Raw genomic sequence first — 20,581 nt, forward strand, 5'->3', positions numbered from 1 at the left:
AGGAGCTCAAAAAAATGACATCGATTCAACCGATTGAGCCGTCCACGACGCTCATCCCCGAAAAAAATACGACGAAGACGCTCGTCATCGGCATTCTCACCGCTGTGTTCGTGATCGCCGCGCCGATGGTGATCGGCGCCGCCGGCGGCAACTACTGGGTCCGCGTGCTCGACTTCGCGATGCTGTACGTGATGCTCGCGCTGGGCCTGAACGTGGTGGTCGGTTTCGCCGGCCTGCTCGACCTGGGCTACATCGCGTTCTACGCGGTCGGCGCTTACGTCGCAGCGCTGCTGTCGTCGCCGCAACTGACCACGCAATTCGAATGGATCGCGCATCTCGCGCCCGGCGGATTGCATGTGCCGTTCCTCCTCATCGTGCCCTGCGCGATGGCGCTCGCCGCGACCTTCGGCGTGCTGCTCGGCGCACCGACCTTGCGTCTGCGCGGCGACTACCTCGCCATCGTGACCTTGGGGTTCGGGGAAATCGTCCGGATCTTCATGAACAACCTCGACCGGCCGATCAACATCACGAACGGTCCGAAGGGCATCACGGGCATCGATCCGGTGACGGTGGCGGGCTTCAATCTGTCGCAGACGCACGAGTTCTTCGGCATGAAGTTCCCGTCGGTGTACATGTACTACTATCTGTTCGTGCTGTGCGCGCTGTTCGTGATCTGGGTGTGTACGCGTCTGCAGCATTCGCGCATCGGCCGCGCATGGGCGGCGATCCGCGAAGACGAAATCGCCGCCAAGGCGATGGGCATCAACACCCGTAACGTCAAGCTGCTCGCGTTCGCGATGGGCGCGTCGTTCGGCGGTTTGTCGGGCGCGATGTTCGGCGCGTTCCAGGGCTTCGTGTCGCCGGAATCGTTCACCTTCTGGGAATCGATCGTCGTGCTGGCGTGCGTGGTGCTCGGCGGCATGGGCCACATTCCCGGCGTGATTCTCGGCGCGGTGCTGCTCGCCGTGTTCCCCGAATTCCTTCGCTCGACCATGGGTCCGCTGCAGAACGCCATCTTCGGCCATCAGATCGTCGATACCGAAGTCATCCGTCAGTTGCTCTACGGTCTGGCGATGGTGCTGATCATGCTGTATCGCTCGGAAGGCCTGTGGCCCGCCGCGAAACACGAAGACAAGATCGCGAAGATCGCGAAGCGCAGCGGCAAGAAGCCGGTGCGCGCATAAGGCGGAGATCCAGAACATGAGCGAAAAACAAACGCGACTTTCCGTCAAGGGCGTCAACAAGCGCTTCGGCGGCTTGCAGGCTTTGTCGGATGTGGGCCTTCAGATCGAAGAAGGCACGATCTATGGTCTGATCGGCCCGAACGGCGCTGGCAAGACGACCTTCTTCAACGTGATCACCGGCCTCTACACGCCCGATTCCGGCGAGTTCAAGCTCGATGGTCAGGCGTACACGCCGACCGCCGTCTATCAGGTGGCGAAGGCGGGCATCGCGCGCACGTTCCAGAACATTCGCCTTTTCGGCGGCATGACCGCGCTGGAAAACGTGATGGTCGGCCGTCACGTTCGCACGAAGCATGGTCTGATCGGCGCGGTGTTCCAGACACCCGCCGAGCGCCGTGAAGAGCGCGAGATCAAGGAACGCGCGCTCGAACTGCTCGAATACGTGGGCGTGCTGCAATACGCGGACTACACGTCGCGCAATCTGTCGTACGGTCACCAGCGGCGTCTGGAGATCGCACGCGCACTGGCGACCGATCCGAAGCTGCTCGCGCTCGACGAACCGGCCGCCGGCATGAACGCGACGGAGAAGGTCGAACTGACGCGTCTGCTCGACAAGATCCGCTCGGACGGCAAGACGATTCTTTTGATCGAACACGACGTGAAACTCGTGATGGGATTGTGCAACCGCATGACGGTGCTCGATTACGGCAAGGTGATCGCCGAAGGTCTGCCGCAGGACGTGCAGAAGGACCCGAAGGTGATCGAGGCATATCTGGGTGCGGGGGTGCACTAAATGGCGACCACAAGCGCAATGTTGAAGGTCAAGGGTCTGCAGGTGAACTACGGCGGCATCCAGGCGGTGAAGGGTGTCGATCTGGAAGTCGGGCAGGGCGAACTGGTCACGCTGATCGGTGCGAACGGCGCGGGCAAGACCACGACGATGAAGGCCATCACCGGCCTCAAGCCGTACTCGGGCGGCGATATCGAGTACATGGGCCAGTCGATCAAGGGCGTGCCGACGCATGAACTGCTCAAGCGCGGCCTCGCGATGGTGCCGGAAGGCCGCGGCATCTTCGCGCGCATGTCGATTCTCGAGAACATGCAGATGGGCGCGTATCTTCGCAACGACACGGATGCCATCCAGAAGGACACCGAGCGCATGTTCGGCTTCTTCCCGCGTCTGAAGGAACGTGCGTCGCAGTATGCGGGTACGCTCTCGGGCGGCGAACAGCAGATGCTCGCGATGGCGCGCGCGCTGCTCTCGCGTCCGAAGCTGCTGCTGCTCGATGAGCCGTCGATGGGTCTCTCGCCGATCATGGTCGAGAAGATCTTCGAAGTGGTGCGCGAGATTTCGGCGGAAGGGCTGACGGTGCTGCTCGTGGAGCAGAATGCGCGTCTTGCGTTGCAGGCCGCGAATCGCGGTTATGTCATGGATTCGGGCATGGTCACGATGTCCGGCGACGCGAAGATCATGCTCGACGATCCGAAGGTCAGAGCGGCTTATCTGGGCGAGTAAGCGTCGCTTCACTGGCGAAGAAAGGCCGGCTCTTGCAGCCGGCCTTCTTTTTCAAAGCCGCTTCCCGAGACTCACGACTTCATCCATCCGATACCCAAGCTTTTCATAGAACCCACGCAGTTCCGTCTTGACGGACAGAATCTGCAGATTCACCTTCGGACACCCAAGCTTCGCCAACGCAGCTTCCGCATGAGTCATCAGCGCGCCGCCGAACCCGCGTCCGCGAAGCGACGGCGTGACGGCCAGCGAATACACCCAGCCGCGATGCCCGTCGTAACCGGCCATCACCGTGCCGATCACGCGACCATCGACCAGGCCGACGAACAACAGCTCCGGCTGCGTCGTCATCTTGTTGGCGATCGACAACGCCGGATCGCGCTGCGGCCGCGATGCATCCGCGTATTCGGGAAACACCTCGCGCCACAGCGCGATCACGGCATCGCGATCGGCTGTGTCGAACGTGCGGATGATCACAGCGAATCGAGCACCGAGCGCAGCATGGTCATCATCTGATCGATCTCGTCCTTCGTGACGTTGAGCGCGGGCATGAAGCGCAGCAGATTCGGACGCGCCGCGTTCAGCAGCAGGCCGTCGGGCTGCATCAGACGCGCTTTCTCGACGATCTGCGGACCCTTGTCGCTGTCGAGCAACAACGCGCGCAACAGGCCTTCGCCGCGTTCGCCGTTGAAGCCGCGCTCCGCCGACAGCTTCAGCAGTTCCTGCTTCAGATACTCGCCTTTCTCGCGCACGCCTTCGAGAAAGCCCGGTGCGACGAGTTGCGAAATCACCGAATAACCGACCGCCGACATCAGCGGATTGCCGTTGTAGGTGCCGCCCTGATCGCCCGCCTCGAAGCACGCGACCTCCGCCTTCGAGAGCAGCGCCGCGAGCGGCACGCCGCCGCCGATGCCCTTGCCGAGCGTCATGATGTCCGGCTCGATGCCCGAGAGCTCGTATGCGAACAACGTCCCCGCGCGGCCGCAACCGCTTTGCACTTCATCGACGATCAAGAGCAGGTTGTGCTTCTTCGTCAGCTCGCGCAGTTGCTGCATGAACTCGCGCGTCGCCGGAAGCACGCCGCCTTCGCCCTGAATCGGCTCCAGCATCACGCCGACGGTGTTCTCGCCGATGAGCTTCTCGACCGACGCGATATCGTTCAGATCGGCCTTCGGAAAGCCCGGCACTTGCGGCGCGTAGATCGTGTCCCAGCCGGCCTTGCCGCTCGCGGACATCGTCGCGATCGTGCGGCCGTGGAAGCTGTGATCGAACGTGATGATCTCGTACGCGCCGTTCCTGAACTTCTTGCCCCACTTGCGCGCGAGCTTGATCGCGCCTTCGTTCGCTTCGGCGCCGCTGTTGGCGAAGAACACCTTGTCGAAGCAGCTGTTCGCGGTGAGCAGGCCCGCGAGCTGCGCCATCGGCGCGTTGTAGAACGCCGGCGACGGATTGATCAGCGTGCGCGCCTGCTTCTCCAGCGCCTCGATCATGCCTTCGTTGCAGTGGCCGAGCGAGTTGACGGCCCAGCCCTGAATGAAGTCGAGATAGCGCTTGCCCGTGTTGTCGTAGAGCCAGGAACCTTTGCCGTGCGTGAACACGATCTCGGGACGGTTCGTGATGTACATCAGCGAATCAACGGGGTACTCATTGAAATTCATGACAGCGGGCTCCACGAAAGCTAGTGCGAGAGAAAGAAGAAGACGGCGCGAAAAAAACAAAAGCCACGGAATTCCGTGGCTTCATTTCGTACGCTTCGAACAAACCGAACCGTGAGCGCAAATGCATGACGAGCCAGCGGCATCCCTAGGGAAGCGGCGAGCGGCGACGTCGAAGTGCGTTCAGGATTTTGATCATTCGCGAAGGATACGTTAAGCGGTTGCCGCCTGTAAACCGTGCACGCGGATTTTTTGTCCGCGTGCAGGCTTAATGCGGCTTCAGACCGGATGCGCGAGATCTGCCGCGCTGGTGAACGAGTCCGCGTAGAACTCGTCCTCCGGCAACCGATGATGCTGCGTGAAATCGCGCTGCGCGGATTCCACCATCACAGGCGCGCCGCACGCGTACACCTGGAACGCGCTCAAGTCTGGCAGATCCTCGATGACAGCACGATGAACGAAGCCCGTGCGGCCCGTCCAGTTGTCGTCCGCGTCGGGCTCGGAGAGCACCGGCACGAAGGTGAAGTTCGGGATCTCCTTCGCCCATTGCGCGGCGAGCTCCATCATGTAGAGATCCTTCTTGCGGCGGCCGCCCCAGTAGAGCGTCATCGGCCGGTTCAGGTTCTTGAACACCGCATGCTCGATGATCGCCTTGATCGGCGCGAAGCCCGTGCCCGACGCGAGCAGGACGATCGGTTTCTCGGATTCATCGCGCAGGAAGAACGTGCCGAGCGGGCCTTCGAAGCGCAGGATGTCGCGCTCTTTCATCGCGCCGAACACGTGATCCGTGAACGTGCCGCCCGGCATGTGGCGGATATGCAGCTCGAGCGGGCCTTCGTGATGCGGCGGGCTCGCCATCGAATAGCTGCGGCGCTTGCCGTCCTTCAGGATGAATTCGATGTACTGTCCCGCGTAATACTGCAGGCGCTCGTTGGCGGGCAACTGCAGTTTCAGTTCGATGACGTCGTCGGCACGGCGTGCGAGCGCATTCACGCGGCACGGCAGCTTTTTCACCTGCACGTCGCCGACGCCCGCGACTTCGCGCACGTCGATTTCGAGGTCGGTCTGCGCGGTCGCGCAGCAGAAGAGGGCGAGGCCGCGCGTTTTTTCGTCGTTCGACAAAGCCGACGACGAATGCGGCGCCTGCTCGACTTCGCCGCTGACGACGGCGCCCTTGCAGGAGCCGCACGCGCCGTTCTTGCAGCCGTACGGCAGGCCGATGCCCTGGCGCAGCGCGGCGCTCAGCACCGGTTCGTCGGGTTCCACTTGAAACTGCCGGCCGCTTTGCCGGAGCGTTACGTTGAAAGCCATAGATCTGTTTCTGCGATGTGTGGAGTTGTCTCGTTCGTCTTTATGCGACGCCGCACGCGGGTTTCAGGCGACGGATAGAATGCCCGGATGATCGCCACTCGAAACCTTCGCCGCGCGCGTGTACTGATCGTCGGATGCGGCGATGTCGGCATGCGCGCGCTGCCGCTTCTGCATGCGCGGGCCGCCGCGCCGCGCGTCATCGCGCTCACGCATCATCCGGAGCGCGCGGGCGAGTTGCGCGCGGCGGGCGCGACGCCCGTTTCCGGCGATCTCGACGTGCGCCGCAGCCTCGAAAGGCTCGCGGGCCTTGCGCGCAACGTGCTGCATCTCGCGCCGCCTCAGCGCGACGGCGATGCGGACCGCCGCACGCGCGCGCTGATCGCCGCCTTGCGCCGCCCGCGACGCTCGGCGGCGCGTGGCGCGAGAAGCCACTGGCTGCATCCGGATCGAGCCGGAAAAACGGCTTTCATTGTACCCGACGGCCTTCGCGCGGCCACGAAGCGCCTGAGCGGTCCGCGCACCCGCTTCGTCTACGCGAGCACGACCGGCGTCTATGGCGATTGCGCCGGCGCGTGGATCGACGAAACGCGTCGTGCGCGGCCCGAGAACGAGCGTGCGCGGCGGCGGGTGTCGGCGGAGAGGCAGTTGCGCGCGGCAGGCGTCGGGAGCGGCTGGCGGGTGTCGATCGCGCGGATTCCGGGCATTTACGCGGCCAGTCGCCTGCCGCTCGCGCGCATCGAAAAGGGCATGCCGGCGCTCGTGGAATCCGACGACGTCCACACGAACCACATTCACGCCGACGATCTCGCGGCAATCCTCGTGCGCGCGTTGTCGCGTGGCCGTCCACAGCGCGTGATCAACGCCTCCGACGATACCGACCTGCGCATGGCGGATTATTTCGATCGCGTGGCCGACGCGTACGGCCTGCCGCGCGTGCCGCGCATTTCGCGGCGCGAAGCCGAAGCGAGTCTGGAGCCGATCACGCTTTCGTTCATGCGCGAGTCGCGGCGGCTTTCCAACGCGCGCCTGAAGCGCGAACTGGGCTATGCGCTGCGCCACCCGACGGTCGACGATTTCCTACGCGCGAACGCGCGGCGTTAAATCAGCGCCGGAATCGTTTCGAGCAGGACGAAGCACATCAACGCGCCGATCAATGCGCCGATGAGATTCGGCGAATACTTGTGGCGCATGTGCATGACGACGGCCAATACCCCGATGAGGACAGCGCTCAGCGCGACGAACGCAATCAGCGCGAAGGTCGAGTGGGAGACCATGATGCCCTCCTGCTTTTTTGATAGTCATTATTGGTATCCGTAAGACCAGTATAAGAGGGCGGATCGCGGAAGGCATGCTGCGCCGCAGCGCCCGTGCTTAAGGGCTTGTACTGATTTGCATGTCGAATGCGCGCCGATGCGGGCGCTCGTTGGCCCGGGCGGACATCAGGCCATCGATGGCGTCGTGCGCGCGCAACGCACGCGAAGTCAAGGTGTCTCGCGCAGCGCGGCGAGATCGCCCTCGTCGAGCCAGCGCCACGCGCCTTCGGCGAGCGAGGCGGGCAACGCATACCCGCCGACGCGTTCGCGATGCAGCTTCTCCACGCGGTTTCCCGCTGCCGCGACCATGCGCTTCACCTGATGGTATTTGCCTTCGAGCACAGTGAGTTCGAGCAGCCGTTCGTCGCGGCGTTCTGCCGCGAGCGCGGCGCTCGGCTTCGTTTCGCCGTGCAGCAGCACGCCTTCGCGCAGTTTCGTGAGTTGCACGTCGTCGAGCGGATGACGCACGGTCGCGAGATAGACCTTCGGCACCTTGCGTTTCGGTGATGTGAACGCGTGCACGAACGCGCCGTCATCGGAGAGAAGCAGCAGTCCGGTCGTATCCTGATCGAGCCTGCCGACGGCCTGCACGCCGCGCTCGACGAGCTGCGGCGGCAACAGATGAAACACGCTCAGATGATGTTGCGGATCGCGCGAGCATTCGTAGCCCGCGGGCTTGTTGAGCGCGATGTACGCTTTTTCACGATACGTCCAGTGATGATCGTCGACTTCGAATTCGAGACCGGGCGTGACGGAGAAGTCCGCGTGGGGGTCGTCGCACAGGACGCCTGCGACGCGCACGCGGCCTTCGGCCACGATCCCGCGGCACTGGCGGCGCGACCCGAAGCCTTGGGAGAAGAGGAGGGTTTCGAGGTCCATCGGATGAGCGGAGTTGAAGCGCGCATTCTAGCAAGCCGCGCCAGGCGCTCGCGGGCCGCGTTTCGCGTAGGCAAAAAAGCGCCGCCCCGACAGCGGGCGGCGCCGAGCGTGGCGATACGCATGCGGACGCAGGGACGTCCGAGGCCGGCGTTATCGCCCAGGGAAACGCGGTGCGCGCATCATTGCATGTCGATGCGGCCGTACACGCCGTCGGCTTCGAAATTCGGCCCGGCGGCGAAGAACAGCGTGTTCGTCGGCTGCGCCTGCAGACCGTTGCCGAACGCGATGCCCCACAGGCCGCGCTGCACGAGCGTCGTGCCGTCGGTGTTCATCAACTGGCCGACGAATGCGCCGCTCGTCGGATCGAACGCGTTGATGGTGCCGTCGCCGAAATTGCCGACCAGGATGTCGTTGCTGAAGGAGCCGAAGTTGCCGGGCGCCTGCGTGAGGCCCCACGGCGCGTTCAACGGACCGTTCTGCGCGAAGCGCTGCATGAGATTGCCGTCGACGTCGAACACGTCGATGAAGCCCTGGCCCGCGCCCGGCACGTCGTCTTCGGCGTCGCCGTCCTGCTTTGCGTAGGTCACGTAGATCTTCGAACCGATCGCCTGGATGCCGAACGGCGCGAAACCCGCCGGGATCTGCGCATCCCTGAATCCGCCGGGAACGACGAGTGGCGTGAACGTGCCGTCGAAGACATCGATCCTGTTGTTGTGGAAGTCGGTCGCGTACAGGCGATGGCCGCCCGCCGTCGTGGTGGCGATCGCGAGTCCTTTGTAGATGGCGCCCGAAGCGCTCGCATCGACGACGGTGAACGCGTGCGTCATGTCGACCGCGGGCGCCCATGCGGTGATCGAGCCGCCTTCACCCGCGAAGATGAACGCTGCGACACCTGATTTGCCATTGCGCGTGAGCGTGAGGTCCGGCCCCTTGTTGAAGACGATGCCTGTCGGGTTCGCGGGGCCTGTCGCGGTGGGCGGAATCGAGACGACGAGCGACTGGACGACGCCATTGCCGTCGTAGAGCGTGGCCGTCTGCGTGCCGTTGTTGGCGACCCACACGAAGCCGTTCGGATTGAACGCGACGCCCCAACCGTTCTTCAGGTTCGGGTCCGTGTGCGGCGCGGCGACGGCGCCATCGGATACGACGATCGACATCTTGAAGCGCGTGGCGGCCGGCATGCTGTTGTCCGAGCCGCCGCCGCACGAGGCGAGAGCTGCCAACGTCACGACCGCGGCGGCACAAGCGACGAGGCGGCTCCACAATCCGGTTTGCATGATGGTGACTCCTCGGGCGCGGGGCGCCGTCAGTTCGTTCGTCACCTTTAAACGGATAGGCGCGGTGGCTTATTCCGTTCGCAACCGGCGGATTTGTTTCGCCGTACTTCAGTGTGCGTCGCCGCGTCCTTTCGATACCGTCGGCACGCCCCAGCCGAAGAGCGTGACGCGCGCTGCTTCGTCGTCCGCCGTTGAGCCATGCCGCGTGCCTGCGCGCCAGTGGCCGTCGAAGGCCATCGTCGGCGTGGTCGGCTTCGGAATCCCGCTCGCCTGGCGGAAGTACTCGGTGTTGGTTTCGTTCTGCACGGCGAGCGCGCGGCGCAGGGTCGCCTGCGTCTGCGCGTTGCGCGGGTCGAGCGCCACGGCGCGACGGGCGTTGCGCAACGCGCACGCCGGGTCTTCGTTCGCGGCGCAGGTGCGTGCGCTCGCCATCGCGCTGTCGCGTGCGCGCTCCTGACGCGACAGTTCGGCTGCAAGCTGCTGGATTTCCGGACTGCGCGGCTCGTTCGCATAGAGGCTGCGCATGTGCCGGCGCGCGGCGGTGAGATCGCGGCTGGCGAGCGCCTGCTGAGCCGCAGCGATGCTGCGCGCGACGGCTGCGGGAAGCGGCTCCTGGACCGGTTGAGCCGGAGGCGCGGCGAGCTTTTCGATCGAGGCGACCGTCGGCGCGACGGCCGGTTTGTCGTGCGTGGCGATTGCGGTCTTGCTGCGCGGCGGCTCGGTCGGCTGCGTCGGCTGTGTCGGCTGTGTCGCGGGTTTTGCCGCGACGGGCGTCGTGCTCGTGCGCGCTTCCGGCTTTTGCGCCGATGCGATCACCGGCGTCGCCGGTTTGATCGATGGCGCTGCCGCAGCGATGGACGCGGCTGTCGGAGCCGCCGCGCTCGTCGTGACGTTTGGCGTTGCGGGCTTCGCTGCGGCGACCGCAGTCGATGACGCGACGATCGGCGCAGGCGGATTTGCCGTCGTGCTTATTGTCGCGGGAGCGGCTGGCATCGAAGGCTTCGCAGGCGCTGCGGCCGCGAGCGTGCTGACTGATGCCGGCGCGCTCGCTACAGCGACGCGCGGCTCGGTGCGTGTGACGATCGCCGGCGTTTCCGTCGCCGGACGCGCGGCGACCGGGGCAGCCGGCGCGGCGGACGCGTGTTCATTTCGTGAGTGGCTCGTCTGCGCCATCGCCGATGACGCTGGTGCGACGGCCTGCGCATTCGCCGATTCCGCTTTGGACCGCGTCGCCGAAGCATGCCGCGAAGCATCGGCAACGAGCGCGGCTGCGCGCTCGCGAACCAGACCAACCACGCTGATGCCGGGTTCCACGCTCGCCGGTGGGGCGTTGTCGTCCAGTTGCACGTAGAAATACGCGCCGACCGCGAGACTCGCGACCACGCCGCCGACCAGCACCGCGATGCCCGTGCGTGCGGGCTTGCGCTGCGTCTCTTGCGAGTCGCCCGGTTCGACGAAGTTCGGATACGACGTCAGCATTCTGCGGCGCACCATGCGCTGCAGCCAGTGGCTGTCGTCCCAATCGAGGATGTCGAGCGGCACGGGCACGGACGCCGCAGGCGCGCGGGTTTCCGCTGCGCTCGTGAATATCGCGCCTTGACGATCGGCCCCGCAGGACGGGCAGGTGCCCTCCTCGGCGGGCGACACGAAGTTGCAGCGATGGCAGATGACGGAGTCGAGAGACAGCGAGTATTCAGGTCGATTCATGTCGCACTCTTCTTCGAGTTATGGCTCGCCGCGTCGCGCGAGCGGATCACGACATCAGGAAAGTCCTAAGCAACCCGAACTGCGGGCGCCGCGCGCGCAAGCATCCCCGCGACGCCCCGCGCGCCGGGATTCTGAAATGCCGATGGTGACTCATTCTTGCCGGTGCGGTGCGGTCCGTCTACGCGATTGCGCACATTCGCGCGCGCGTGATGGTTGACAAGGGTTGGCCATTCGGACGACTTCCGCGGCGTCACGTCATCGGCGAAATTGCGTGTCATCGGCTACGAAAGGATGACGGCAATGCAATCGAACGGCTTCGAGGCGACGGCGCGGCAGTTGATCGTCGGATTGCCGCTCTTCATGGGCGCGATCGAATACATATTGCGGGTGGCGCTGAAGCAACCCGGCAAGGACGATTTCTTTCCGATCTCGCTCGTTGCTTCCAGCGTCAGTTTGAACATCGCGCTGGCGGTGTTGCCGAGTGAAATGCGCAGCGGGTTGTGGGCGTCGAGGCAACGGATCGGTCGGGCGATCGTTATCGCAAATATGGGAATTTTCGCCTCTCTGATTGGCGTGCTGCTGTGGATATACTTGCTCGTGGCTTCGTTTAGTGAAGATGTCAGGGCAATCTTGCCGATGCATCCGCTGCGGGATGCTTTGGTGTACTACTTTTTTTCAATCATGTTGAATGAATGTAAAGCGGGATCTGGAAGATGATGAACTTCGTGCTGGGATTTTTTCGGGAGTATTGGCCTGTCGTCATAACGTGCGCCCTCGCCAGATACGGCGCTCCGGTTGTGGCGGATTGGCTGGTTCGCTATATCGACAAGAAAGTGCTTCAGGATGAAACTGAACGCCGCTCGGGCGTCGAGTGAGAAAGGCCTGGCGCAAATCCGTCAGCGCGACGGAACACGCCCGCCCCAAACGCAAAAAAGCCGCTCACATGGAGCGGCTTTTTCGAAAAATCCTGGTGCCCAGGGCCGGAATCGAACCGGCACGCCTTGCGGCGGGGGATTTTGAGTCCCCTGCGTCTACCAATTTCACCACCTGGGCCGAATCGGCTCGTACCAGAAGAGACAAGGCAACGAGCTAATCGAGTCGGCGATTATGACCGAAAACGCCCGCGCCGGCAAGCAACAACGGCAGGACGTTTTCCGAACTTCGCGAAGTTCGGAATTTACTGGGCGAGATACGTAAACGCGCCGTTCCTGATCACACCCATCACGCTCGCGCGCTGATCCAGACCGACGTGATCCGTCGCGCTCGTGTTCACCACGCCGTTCGGCACGACGAGTTCATGCGCGTGCTCCAGTTCCGAACGCAGCGCCACGCGAAACTCCCTGGTGCCAGGCTTGGCCGTCTTCAGCGCGCGCGCCACGGCGTCCTGCAGGCGCGGATACACGCCGGCCGCATCGCCCGCGAATTGCGTGACCGAGCCCTTGCCGTACTTGTCCTCATACGCATTCGCGAACGCCAGCGCCGCCTTCTTCGACGGATGATCGGCCGGCAGCGTGCGCGCGACGACGACCGGCTGCGTCGGGAACAGCGTGCCTTCGACATCCTTGCCGCCGAGCTTGATGAATTCGGGCGTCGCGATGCCGTGCGTCTGGTAGATCGCGCCCTTGTAGCCGCGCTCGACGAGCGTGCGCTGCGGCAGCACGGTCGGCGTGCCCGCGCCCGCGATCAGCACCGCGTCGGGCTTGGCTGCCATCAGCTTGAGAATCTGCCCGGTGACGCTGGCATCGGTACGGTTGAAACGCTCGCTCGCGACAATTTTGATATGCCGGAGATCGGCGAACTTCGTGAACTCGTTGAGCCAGCTATCGCCATAGCTGTCCGCAAAGCCGATGAATCCGACCGTCTTCACGCCGTGATTCGCCATGTAGCGCGTCATCACGTCGGCCATTGCGCGATCGGTCTGGGCCATCTTGAACGCCCACACCTTCTTGCCTTCCTGCGGCTCCACGACCGATGCCGAGCCGATCAGTGTAATCATCGGCGTTTCGGATTCGGCGACGGGATCGAGCGCGGCGAGCGCGGCCGGCGTGATGTTCGGCCCGACGATCACGTCGACATGATCCTCGCTGATCAGCTTGCGGATATTGCGCACGGCCGCGCCCGGGTCCGAGCCGTCGTCGAGGATGATGTACTCCGCGTTCTGCCCGGCGATGGTCTTCGGCCACATCAGCATCGCGTTCTTGCTGGTGATGCCGATCGCGGCGGCGGGGCCGGTGCTGGACAGATCGATGCCAACCTTCAGTTGCGCGTGCGCGGCGGCGGTCAGGACAGACAATGCTGCGCCGGCCACGAGCCGGCGCGTGAACTTCGACAACGTCATCGGAAAGGTCTCCAAGGGAGGGAATTTTTTGCGGCAGCGCGTGCTGCCATTTTATTCAGAGCTCGTAGCTCTCGTGCTCGCCCGACAGCGCCTGCTCGATCAGCTTGCGATTCAGCGAAGGCGACAGCAGTTCGACGAGCGTATACACATAGCTGCGCAGATATGCGCCCTGCTTCAGCGCGAGCCGTGTGACGTTGGTGCCGAACAGGTGGCCGACCGGCATCGCGCGCAGATGTTTGTCGCGCTCCGGGTTGAACGCGATATCCGCCAGAATCCCGACGCCGAGCCCCAGTTCGACGTAAGTCTTGATCACGTCCGCGTCGATGGCTTCGAGCACGATGTCCGGCGTCAGATTGCGCAGCGCGAACGCCTGATTGATCTTGGTGCGCCCGGCGAACGATGCTTCGTAGGTGATGATCGGAAATTGCGCGAGGTCGTCGAGCGTGAGCGTCTTGCGCTCGAGCAGCGGATGATCCGGCAGCATGACGGCGAGATGCTGCCACTGGAAGCAGGGCAGCGACACCAGTTCCTTATAGTTGGCGATGGCCTCGGTTGCGATGGCGATATCCGCCTGATCGTGAATCACCATCTCCGCGACCTGCGTCGGGCTGCCTTGCAGAATCGAAAGGTGCACCTTCGGAAAGCGCTTCTTGAACTCCGCGATCGCCGCGGGCAACGAATAGCGCGCCTGCGTGTGCGTGGCGGCGATGACGAGATTGCCCTGATCCTGCGCAGCGTAATCCTTACCGACCCGCTTCAGACTCTCCACTTCCTGCAAAATTTTCTCGACCGACGCGAGGATGATGCGCCCCGGCTCGGTCAGCGATCTCACGCGTTTCCCGTGCCGCGTGAAAATTTCGACGCCGAGTTCGTCCTCCAGCTCGATGATCGCCTTCGAGACGCCCGGCTGCGACGTGTACAGCGCCTTCGCGGCTTCGGTCAGGTTGAAGTTCTGCCGAACGGCCTCACGCACGAAGCGGAACTGGTGCAGATTCATTTATAGCCTTTGCTTATTACTACCGGGCATATCAAAGTAATTTTTCAGTCGTTTGCAATATATAGCAGGTTCTTTACTATCAGTCCAATTTTTCCAATATCCATATCTGTTTTTGTCATTAGCAAATGAGCGTTTCGTCTGAACGACGCTCGCGACAGCGACTCAATGGATATTCGATGGACGAGACGCGCTGCGTAACCTAGGACGCCGCGCTTTTAAAAGAACTTGGGGCCCCGAATGTACCAATACGATCAGATCGACCAACGCATCGTCGACGAACGTGTCGCGCAGTACGCTGACCAGGTCCGCCGCCGGCTGTCGGGCGAATTGACCGAAGAGGAATTCCGTCCGCTGCGTCTGCAGAACGGCCTGTACATGCAGCGTCACGCGTACATGCACCGCATCGCGATTCCGTACGGCAACCTGCGCAGCGACCAGCTCCGCGTGCTCGCCACCATCGCGCGCGAGCACGACCGCGGCTACGGTCACTTCTCGACGCGCACCAACATCCAGTTCAACTGGGTCGAGCTCGAAGAGACGCCGGAAATCCTGCGCAAGCTGGCTTCGGTGCAGATGCACGCGATCCAGACGTCGGGCAACTGCATCCGCAACATCACCGCCGACCAGTTCGCGGGCGTCGCGCCCGATGAAGTCGTCGATCCGCGTCCGTGGTCGGAAATTCTGCGCCAGTGGTCGACGTTCCATCCGGAATTCGCGTGGCTGCCGCGCAAGTTCAAGATCGCGGTGAACGGCTCGGCGGAAGACCGTGCGGCCGTGCAGGTCCATGACCTCGGCGTGTATCTGAAGAAGAACGCGCAGGGCGAAGTCGTGATGGACATTCTCGCGGGCGGCGGCCTCGGCCGCACGCCGATCGTCGGCGCGATCATCAAGCGCGATCTGCCGTGGCAGCATCTGATCACCTATTGCGAAGCCGTGCTGCGCGTGTACAACCGCTACGGCCGCCGCGACAACATGTACAAGGCGCGCATCAAGATTCTCGTGAAGGCGCTGTCGGCGGAGAAGTTCTCGAAGCAGGTCGAGGAAGAGTGGCAGCATCTGAAGGACGGCCCGTCGACGATCACGCAGGAAGAAGTCGATCGCGTGTCGAAGTTCTTCGCGCCGCCGGTCTACGAAAAACTCGCCGACACCGACGCGACCTACGAAAAGCATCTGATCGAAAGCAAGCCGTTCGCGCGCTGGGTCGAGCGCAACGTGCGCCCGCACAAGGTGCCGGGTTACGCGGCGGTGACGCTGTCGCTCAAGCAGCGCCATATCGCGCCGGGCGATGCCACCGACCAGCAGATGGACGACGTCGCCACGCTCGCCGACGAGTTCTCGTTCGGCGAAATCCGCGTGTCGCACGAGCAGAACCTGATTCTCGCGAATGTGCCCAAGCGCGACCTCTACACCGTGTGGGAACGCGCGAAGGCGCTCGGCTTCGCGACGGCGAACATCGGCCTTCTGACCGACATCATCGCGTGCCCGGGCGGCGACTTCTGCTCGCTCGCGAATGCGAAGTCGATTCCGATCGCGCTGGCGATCCAGGATCGTTTCAACGATCTCGACTACGTGCACGACCTCGGCGACCTGTCGCTGAACATCTCGGGCTGTATCAACGCGTGCGGTCATCACCACGTCGGCAACATCGGCATTCTGGGCGTCGATAAGGACGGCTCGGAGTGGTATCAGGTGACGCTCGGCGGCGAGCAGAGCTCGGGCGCGACCGGCGCGCATCTCGGCAAGGTGATCGGCCCGTCGTTCTCGGCGGAAGAAATGCCCGACGTGATCGCGCAAGTGATCGATACCTTCGTCGACAACCGCGCCGAAGACGAGCGTTTCATCGAGACGTTCAACCGCATCGGCATGGCGCCGTTCAAGGAGCGCGTGTACGCATCGCGCCAGGCTCACGCTTAAGGATTTTCAAATGACGTTGATTATCAGGAACCGCGCGGTGGTCGAAGACAATTTCACGGTGGTGCGCGCAGCCGAAGACGGCGCATTGCCCGCTGTCGACGCGCTGCCCGCCGGCAAGATCATCGTGCCGTTCGCGCTGTGGAAAGAGCACAAGGCGGCGATCGTCGCCTCGCGCGCGAAGGAAGACATCGGTGTGTGGCTCGCGCCGGACGACGAACCCGCCGATCTCGCGCCGGACTTCGATTTGCTTTCCGTGATCGCGGTCGACTTCCCGGTGTTTCGCGATGGCCGCGGCTTTTCCATCGGCCGCCTGCTGCGCGAGCGCTATCAGTGGACGGGCGAGCTGCGCGCGATCGGCGACGTGCTGCGCGATCAGGTGCTGTTCCATTCGCGCTGCGGCTTCGATGCGTTCGCGGTGCGCGCGGACAAGGACATCAACGACGCGCTCAACGCGTTCAGCGAATTCACCGAGCTGTACCAGGGCGCGACCGACGATCTCGAACCGCTGTTTCGCCGTCGCGCGAAGCTAGTCGCAGCGCTTGGAGCCTGACGCATGACGCCTGAATTGCAAGCCAAGGTTGAACGCCTGGATGCGCTGCTCGATTCGATCGCGGCGCGTCACCAGAGCGTCAAGCTAGCCAGCAGCCTCGCCGCCGAAGACATGGTGCTCACGCACGCCATTCTTTCGCGCGGCGTGAAGATCGGCATCTTCTCGTTGAACACGGGCCGTCTGCATGCGGAAACGCTCGGCATGCTCGATACCGTAAAGGAACGCTACGGCTACGACATCGAGCAGTTCCATCCGCAGCAGGACGCGGTCGATGCCTATGTGCGCGATCACGGCCTGAACGCGTTCTACGAGAGCATTGATTTGCGCAAGAGCTGCTGCCATATCCGCAAGGTCGAGCCGCTCAATCGCGCGCTGTCGGATGTGTCCGCGTGGGTCACGGGTCAGCGTCGCGAGCAATCGGTGACGCGCGCCGAGCTGCACGAGGAAGAGCAGGACGCGCCGCGCGGCATCGCGAAGTTCAATCCGCTCGCGGACTGGAACGAAAGCGACGTGTGGGATTACCTGAAGTCTTTCGATGTGCCCGCGAATCCGCTGCATGCGCGCGGCTATCCGAGCATCGGCTGCGAGCCCTGTACGCGTGCGGTGCGCCCCGGCGAAGACAGCCGGGCGGGCCGCTGGTGGTGGGAATCGCGCGATACGAAGGAATGCGGCCTGCACATCACGAACATCAAGATCGTCGACGAAGCTCCGAGTTCGGCGATTTAAGGCGCGCAAGACGCCGCATCACACCCTGTCATTGAACGCATCGTCGCAGTGGAAATTGCCTGACGCTGCATAAAAAAGGATCGACGAACATGAGCACGACGCTCGACTCAACCGTCACCGCACCGATCGCCAACAAGGCGACGCGCATGGATCACCTGGATTGGCTCGAAGCCGAGTCGATCCACATCATTCGCGAACTCGTCGCGGAATGCAGCAAGCCCGCGCTCCTGTTCTCGGGCGGCAAGGATTCGGTCGTCGTGCTGCATCTCGCGCTGAAGGCATTTGGTCTCGGCGCGGGCCGCAAGACCCAGTTGCCGTTCCCGCTGGTTCACATCGACACGGGTCACAACTTCCAGGAAGTGATCGACTTCCGCGATCGTCGCGCGGCGGAAATCGGCGCGGAACTGGTCGTCGGCCATGTCGAGGATTCGATCAAAAAGGGCACCGTGCGTCTGCGTCGCGAGACGGATTCGCGCAACGCCGCGCAGGCGGTGACGCTGCTCGAAACCATCGAGGAATACGGCTATACGGCGATGATCGGCGGTGCGCGCCGCGACGAAGAGAAGGCGCGCGCGAAGGAGCGCATCTTCTCGTTCCGCGACGAATTCGGCCAGTGGGACCCGAAGGCGCAGCGCCCGGAACTGTGGAGCATCTATAACGCGCGTCTGCATGCGGGCGAGCATCTGCGCGTGTTCCCGATCTCGAACTGGACCGAGCTGGACGTGTGGCAATACATTGCGCGCGAGAAGCTCGAACTGCCGTCGATCTACTACGCGCATGATCGCGAGATCATCCGCCGCAACGGGTTGCTCGTGCCGCTCACGCCGCTCACGCCGCTGCGCGAAGGCGAAACGTCGGAAGTGGCGCAAGTGCGTTTCCGGACCGTCGGCGACATCAGCTGCACGTGCCCGGTCGCGAGCGATGCCGACGATGTCGAGAAGATCATCGCCGAAACGGCCGTGACGGAAATCACGGAACGCGGCGCGACGCGTATGGACGATCAGGCATCCGAAGCCGCGATGGAACAGCGCAAGAAGCAAGGTTATTTCTAAGCCACACGCCCCGAGGAACGAAAGAATCATGAGCATTTATCAAGCTGAAGACCTGGGCGTGTTGCGCTTCATCACGGCGGGCAGCGTCGACGACGGCAAGAGCACGTTGATCGGCCGTCTGCTGTACGACAGCAAGGCTGTGCTGTCGGATCAGTTGTCCGCGATTTCGCGCGCGAAGAACAAGCGCACGGTCGGCGATGAAATCGATCTGTCGCTGCTCACCGACGGCCTCGAAGCCGAACGCGAGCAGGGCATCACCATCGACGTCGCGTACCGTTACTTCGCGACCGCGAAGCGGAAGTTCATCATCGCCGATACGCCGGGCCACGAGCAGTACACGCGCAACATGGTGACGGGCGCATCGACGGCGCATGCCGCGATCATTCTCGTCGACGCTACGCGCGTCACCTTCGAGAACGGCGTCGCGCAACTGCTGCCGCAGACCAAGCGCCACAGCGCGATCGTCAAGCTGCTCGGTCTGCAGCACGCGATCGTCGCGATCAACAAGATGGATCTGGTCGACTACAGCGAAGCGCGCTTCAACGAGATTCGCGATGCGTATGTCACGCTCGCGCATCAACTCGGTCTGTCGAACGTGCGCTTCGTGCCGGTGTCGGCGCTGAAGGGCGACAACATCGTGACAGCGAGCGAGCGCATGCCGTGGTACGCGGGCGAACCGCTGCTCGATCTGCTGGAATCGCTGCCGGTTGCGCAGCCGAACGATCAGGCGCTGCGTTTCCCGGTGCAGTGGGTCGCGCGTCAGGATGGCTCGCAAGCCGATGACTTCCGCGGCTACATGGGGCGCGTGGAAGCGGGCGAAGTGCGCGTCGGCGATTCGCTTCTGGTGCTGCCGGCCAATCGCGAAGCGACGGTTGCCGAGATCATCGCACCGGTGCCGGGCGGCGTTGCGCCGGTGGATCGCGCGTTCGCGGGCCAGACGGTGACGATTCGCCTGACGGAAGACGTCGATGTGTCGCGCGGCGATACGTTCGTGCCGGCGGCCCAGAAGGTCGAGCCGGCGAAGAAGCTCGAGGCCGACATCTGCTGGTTCGACGAAGAGCCGCTTTCGCCGCAGCGCAAGTATCTGCTGAAGCACACGACCAGCACGGTGTTCGCGCGCATCGGCGCGGTGAAAGAGGTGCTGGACGTGCACACGCTGTCACATTCGGTCGATCGCAGCACGCTCGCGATGAACGATATCGGCCGCGTGGCGCTCACGTTGCAAAAGCCGATCGTCGCGGACGAGTACGATACGCATCAGGGCACCGGCGCGTTCGTGCTGATCGACGAGGCGACGCATCACACGGTCGCGGCCGGTATGATTCGTGCATTCTCTGCGTGAACCATCTGACCGTCTGATTTCATCGATTAAAGCTATGGGTAAGGTCTATCTGATCGGAGCGGGGCCGGGCGCGGCGGATCTCATCACCGTGCGCGGCATGCGTTTGCTCGAACAGGCGGATGTCGTGCTGCACGACGCGCTCGTCGAACCGGCGATGCTCGATTACGCGCCGAACGCGAAGAAGATCGCAGTCGGCAAGCGCTGCGGACAGCGTTCGACGGCTCAGCACTTCATCAACAAGCAGATCGTCGATGCGGCGCTGGAGCATGGCGTCGTCGTGCGTCTGAAGGGCGGCGATCCGATGCTGTTCGGCCGCGCCGACGAGGAAATGCGCGCGCTGGAAGCGGCTGGCATCGAGTTCGAAGTGGTGCCGGGCATCACGGCGGCGCTCGCGAGCGCGGCGACGCTCAAGCGCTCGCTGACCTTGCGCGGCGTGGCGCGCAGCGTTGCGCTGGCGACGCATTCGCGCGCCGCCGACAGCGACGAGATCCGCGAGCAGGCCAAGGCCGATTCGCTCGTGTTCTACATGGGCCGCGACAGCGCGCCGGATATCGCGCAGCAACTGATCGATGCGGGCCGTCCGGGTTCGACGCCGGTGGCGATCGTCGAGGCGTGCAGCACGCCGCGCGAGCGCACGTTGACGCTGACGCTAGCGCGCATGGCGCTGGGTGAGGCGCAGGAATGGCTGGACCCGTCGCAGCCGAGTTTGCTGATGATTGGTGAGGCGTTTCGTGAGCGGGCTTCGTCGGCCAAGCCGAAGGTGCATTTGAAGGGGATGCAGGCGGCGGCTTGATGAGCGTCGCTCGAGCATGAAGAAAACGCA

At 63.6% G+C, this 20,581-nt stretch carries 21 protein-coding genes and 1 tRNA gene; 12 read left to right on the top strand and 10 right to left on the bottom strand.

Going from position 1 to position 20,581, the window contains the following annotated elements; translation table 11 throughout:
• Window positions 1-14: 14 nt before the first annotated feature.
• From NK8_RS03160 to NK8_RS03170, 3 genes are read left to right on the top strand one after another with little or no spacing between them, the layout of a single operon-like run.
• Window positions 15-1,184, top strand: coding sequence for an ABC transporter ATP-binding protein (locus NK8_RS03160; protein WP_162065055.1), 1,170 nt, complete (start codon window positions 15-17; stop codon window positions 1,182-1,184).
• A gap of 16 nt (window positions 1,185-1,200) precedes the next feature.
• Window positions 1,201-1,977 carry an ABC transporter ATP-binding protein gene (locus NK8_RS03165; protein ID WP_035497906.1) on the top strand — a complete coding sequence of 259 codons (777 nt, stop codon included), beginning with the start codon at window positions 1,201-1,203 and terminating at the stop codon, window positions 1,975-1,977.
• A complete protein-coding gene (locus tag NK8_RS03170) occupies window positions 1,978-2,700 on the top strand; it encodes an ABC transporter ATP-binding protein (protein ID WP_162065056.1) in 723 nt (240 codons plus the stop codon).
• A 51-nt stretch (window positions 2,701-2,751) separates the two neighbouring features.
• Here the strand turns inward: NK8_RS03170 and NK8_RS03175 are convergent, their stop codons facing one another.
• The 3 genes from NK8_RS03175 to NK8_RS03185 form a co-directional block, all read right to left on the bottom strand.
• Entirely contained in the window at window positions 2,752-3,174 is a 423-nt protein-coding gene (locus NK8_RS03175) for a GNAT family acetyltransferase (protein WP_213227390.1), read from the bottom strand.
• The gene (locus NK8_RS03180) at window positions 3,171-4,355 is read right to left on the bottom strand and encodes an acetylornithine transaminase (RefSeq protein WP_213227393.1); all 1,185 of its coding nucleotides are present in this window, start codon (window positions 4,353-4,355) and stop codon (window positions 3,171-3,173) included. The genes NK8_RS03175 and NK8_RS03180 overlap by 4 nt, the downstream gene beginning before the upstream one ends.
• Window positions 4,356-4,631: 276 nt before the next feature.
• Entirely contained in the window at window positions 4,632-5,663 is a 1,032-nt protein-coding gene (locus NK8_RS03185; protein ID WP_162065059.1) for a CDP-6-deoxy-delta-3,4-glucoseen reductase, read from the bottom strand.
• A gap of 87 nt (window positions 5,664-5,750) precedes the next feature.
• Here NK8_RS03185 and NK8_RS03190 point away from each other — a divergent pair, with 87 nt between their 5' ends.
• Entirely contained in the window at window positions 5,751-6,764 is a 1,014-nt protein-coding gene (locus NK8_RS03190) for an NAD-dependent epimerase/dehydratase family protein (protein ID WP_213227395.1), read from the top strand.
• Here NK8_RS03190 and NK8_RS03195 read toward each other — a convergent pair.
• The 4 genes from NK8_RS03195 to NK8_RS03210 all read right to left on the bottom strand — a co-directional run bounded on the left by NK8_RS03195 (window position 6,761) and on the right by NK8_RS03210 (window position 10,839).
• Window positions 6,761-6,937, bottom strand: coding sequence for a hypothetical protein (locus NK8_RS03195; RefSeq protein ID WP_213227397.1), 177 nt, complete (start codon window positions 6,935-6,937; stop codon window positions 6,761-6,763). The two genes, NK8_RS03190 and NK8_RS03195, sit on opposite strands and share 4 nt — an antisense overlap.
• Window positions 6,938-7,144: 207 nt before the next feature.
• On the bottom strand, window positions 7,145-7,855 hold the full coding sequence (locus NK8_RS03200; RefSeq protein WP_213227399.1) for a pseudouridine synthase: 711 nt from the start codon (window positions 7,853-7,855) through the stop codon (window positions 7,145-7,147).
• A 179-nt stretch (window positions 7,856-8,034) separates the two neighbouring features.
• Window positions 8,035-9,132 (bottom strand): TIGR03118 family protein, encoded by a 1,098-nt coding sequence (locus NK8_RS03205; protein WP_213227401.1) that lies wholly within the window; start codon window positions 9,130-9,132, stop codon window positions 8,035-8,037.
• Window positions 9,133-9,240: 108 nt separating this feature from the next.
• A complete protein-coding gene (locus NK8_RS03210) occupies window positions 9,241-10,839 on the bottom strand; it encodes a hypothetical protein (RefSeq protein WP_213227403.1) in 1,599 nt (532 codons plus the stop codon).
• Window positions 10,840-11,139: 300 nt separating this feature from the next.
• On the opposite strand from NK8_RS03210, the gene NK8_RS03215 reads away from it, so the two are divergent.
• Window positions 11,140-11,556, top strand: a complete 417-nt coding sequence (locus tag NK8_RS03215; protein ID WP_213227405.1) for a hypothetical protein — start codon at window positions 11,140-11,142, stop codon at window positions 11,554-11,556.
• Window positions 11,553-11,714: a hypothetical protein gene (locus NK8_RS03220; RefSeq protein ID WP_213227407.1), complete on the top strand. Its 162-nt coding sequence runs from the start codon at window positions 11,553-11,555 to the stop codon at window positions 11,712-11,714. The genes NK8_RS03215 and NK8_RS03220 overlap by 4 nt, the downstream gene beginning before the upstream one ends.
• A 93-nt stretch (window positions 11,715-11,807) precedes the next feature.
• On the opposite strand, the gene NK8_RS03225 is transcribed toward NK8_RS03220, so the two are convergent.
• From NK8_RS03225 to NK8_RS03235, 3 genes are all read right to left on the bottom strand, one after another.
• Window positions 11,808-11,892: transfer RNA gene (locus NK8_RS03225), tRNA-Leu, on the bottom strand.
• Window positions 11,893-12,016: 124 nt separating this feature from the next.
• Window positions 12,017-13,177 carry an ABC transporter substrate-binding protein gene (locus NK8_RS03230; protein WP_213227409.1) on the bottom strand — a complete coding sequence of 387 codons (1,161 nt, stop codon included), beginning with the start codon at window positions 13,175-13,177 and terminating at the stop codon, window positions 12,017-12,019.
• A 55-nt stretch (window positions 13,178-13,232) separates the two neighbouring features.
• The gene (locus NK8_RS03235) at window positions 13,233-14,174 is read right to left on the bottom strand and encodes a CysB family HTH-type transcriptional regulator (protein ID WP_061173006.1); all 942 of its coding nucleotides are present in this window, start codon (window positions 14,172-14,174) and stop codon (window positions 13,233-13,235) included.
• A gap of 237 nt (window positions 14,175-14,411) precedes the next feature.
• On the opposite strand from NK8_RS03235, the gene NK8_RS03240 reads away from it, so the two are divergent.
• From NK8_RS03240 to cobA, 6 genes are all read left to right on the top strand, one after another.
• On the top strand, window positions 14,412-16,088 hold the full coding sequence (locus NK8_RS03240; RefSeq protein ID WP_162065067.1) for a nitrite/sulfite reductase: 1,677 nt from the start codon (window positions 14,412-14,414) through the stop codon (window positions 16,086-16,088).
• A gap of 10 nt (window positions 16,089-16,098) precedes the next feature.
• A complete protein-coding gene (locus NK8_RS03245; protein WP_213227411.1) occupies window positions 16,099-16,638 on the top strand; it encodes a DUF934 domain-containing protein in 540 nt (179 codons plus the stop codon).
• 3 nt (window positions 16,639-16,641) lie between these two features.
• Window positions 16,642-17,364, top strand: a complete 723-nt coding sequence (locus NK8_RS03250) for a phosphoadenylyl-sulfate reductase (protein WP_213227413.1) — start codon at window positions 16,642-16,644, stop codon at window positions 17,362-17,364.
• A gap of 89 nt (window positions 17,365-17,453) precedes the next feature.
• On the top strand, window positions 17,454-18,416 hold the full coding sequence (gene cysD, locus NK8_RS03255; RefSeq protein ID WP_062261177.1) for a sulfate adenylyltransferase subunit CysD: 963 nt from the start codon (window positions 17,454-17,456) through the stop codon (window positions 18,414-18,416).
• Window positions 18,417-18,441: 25 nt separating this feature from the next.
• Window positions 18,442-19,758: a sulfate adenylyltransferase subunit 1 gene (locus tag NK8_RS03260; protein WP_213228461.1), complete on the top strand. Its 1,317-nt coding sequence runs from the start codon at window positions 18,442-18,444 to the stop codon at window positions 19,756-19,758.
• 34 nt (window positions 19,759-19,792) lie between these two features.
• Window positions 19,793-20,551 carry a uroporphyrinogen-III C-methyltransferase gene (gene cobA / locus NK8_RS03265; RefSeq protein WP_162065071.1) on the top strand — a complete coding sequence of 253 codons (759 nt, stop codon included), beginning with the start codon at window positions 19,793-19,795 and terminating at the stop codon, window positions 20,549-20,551.
• The last annotated feature ends 30 nt before the right edge of the window (window positions 20,552-20,581 follow it).

The organism is Caballeronia sp. NK8, assembly GCF_018408855.1.
In the GTDB taxonomy this organism is placed as follows: Bacteria; Pseudomonadota; Gammaproteobacteria; order Burkholderiales; family Burkholderiaceae; genus Caballeronia.

What these genes read in the sequence shown, in the direction of transcription:
- NK8_RS03160 (WP_162065055.1), top strand. Translation starts at nt 15, where the DNA reads ATGACATCGATTCAACCGATTGAGCCGTCCACGACGCTCATCCCCGAA.
- NK8_RS03165 (WP_035497906.1), top strand. Translation starts at nt 1,201, where the DNA reads ATGAGCGAAAAACAAACGCGACTTTCCGTCAAGGGCGTCAACAAGCGC.
- NK8_RS03170 (WP_162065056.1), top strand. Translation starts at nt 1,978, where the DNA reads ATGGCGACCACAAGCGCAATGTTGAAGGTCAAGGGTCTGCAGGTGAAC.
- NK8_RS03180 (WP_213227393.1), bottom strand. Translation starts at nt 4,355, where the DNA reads ATGAATTTCAATGAGTACCCCGTTGATTCGCTGATGTACATCACGAAC.
- NK8_RS03185 (WP_162065059.1), bottom strand. Translation starts at nt 5,663, where the DNA reads ATGGCTTTCAACGTAACGCTCCGGCAAAGCGGCCGGCAGTTTCAAGTG.
- NK8_RS03190 (WP_213227395.1), top strand. Translation starts at nt 5,751, where the DNA reads ATGATCGCCACTCGAAACCTTCGCCGCGCGCGTGTACTGATCGTCGGA.
- NK8_RS03195 (WP_213227397.1), bottom strand. Translation starts at nt 6,937, where the DNA reads ATGGTCTCCCACTCGACCTTCGCGCTGATTGCGTTCGTCGCGCTGAGC.
- NK8_RS03200 (WP_213227399.1), bottom strand. Translation starts at nt 7,855, where the DNA reads ATGGACCTCGAAACCCTCCTCTTCTCCCAAGGCTTCGGGTCGCGCCGC.
- NK8_RS03205 (WP_213227401.1), bottom strand. Translation starts at nt 9,132, where the DNA reads ATGCAAACCGGATTGTGGAGCCGCCTCGTCGCTTGTGCCGCCGCGGTC.
- NK8_RS03210 (WP_213227403.1), bottom strand. Translation starts at nt 10,839, where the DNA reads ATGAATCGACCTGAATACTCGCTGTCTCTCGACTCCGTCATCTGCCAT.
- NK8_RS03215 (WP_213227405.1), top strand. Translation starts at nt 11,140, where the DNA reads ATGCAATCGAACGGCTTCGAGGCGACGGCGCGGCAGTTGATCGTCGGA.
- NK8_RS03220 (WP_213227407.1), top strand. Translation starts at nt 11,553, where the DNA reads ATGATGAACTTCGTGCTGGGATTTTTTCGGGAGTATTGGCCTGTCGTC.
- NK8_RS03230 (WP_213227409.1), bottom strand. Translation starts at nt 13,177, where the DNA reads ATGACGTTGTCGAAGTTCACGCGCCGGCTCGTGGCCGGCGCAGCATTG.
- NK8_RS03235 (WP_061173006.1), bottom strand. Translation starts at nt 14,174, where the DNA reads ATGAATCTGCACCAGTTCCGCTTCGTGCGTGAGGCCGTTCGGCAGAAC.
- NK8_RS03240 (WP_162065067.1), top strand. Translation starts at nt 14,412, where the DNA reads ATGTACCAATACGATCAGATCGACCAACGCATCGTCGACGAACGTGTC.
- NK8_RS03245 (WP_213227411.1), top strand. Translation starts at nt 16,099, where the DNA reads ATGACGTTGATTATCAGGAACCGCGCGGTGGTCGAAGACAATTTCACG.
- NK8_RS03250 (WP_213227413.1), top strand. Translation starts at nt 16,642, where the DNA reads ATGACGCCTGAATTGCAAGCCAAGGTTGAACGCCTGGATGCGCTGCTC.
- cysD (WP_062261177.1), top strand. Translation starts at nt 17,454, where the DNA reads ATGAGCACGACGCTCGACTCAACCGTCACCGCACCGATCGCCAACAAG.
- cobA (WP_162065071.1), top strand. Translation starts at nt 19,793, where the DNA reads ATGGGTAAGGTCTATCTGATCGGAGCGGGGCCGGGCGCGGCGGATCTC.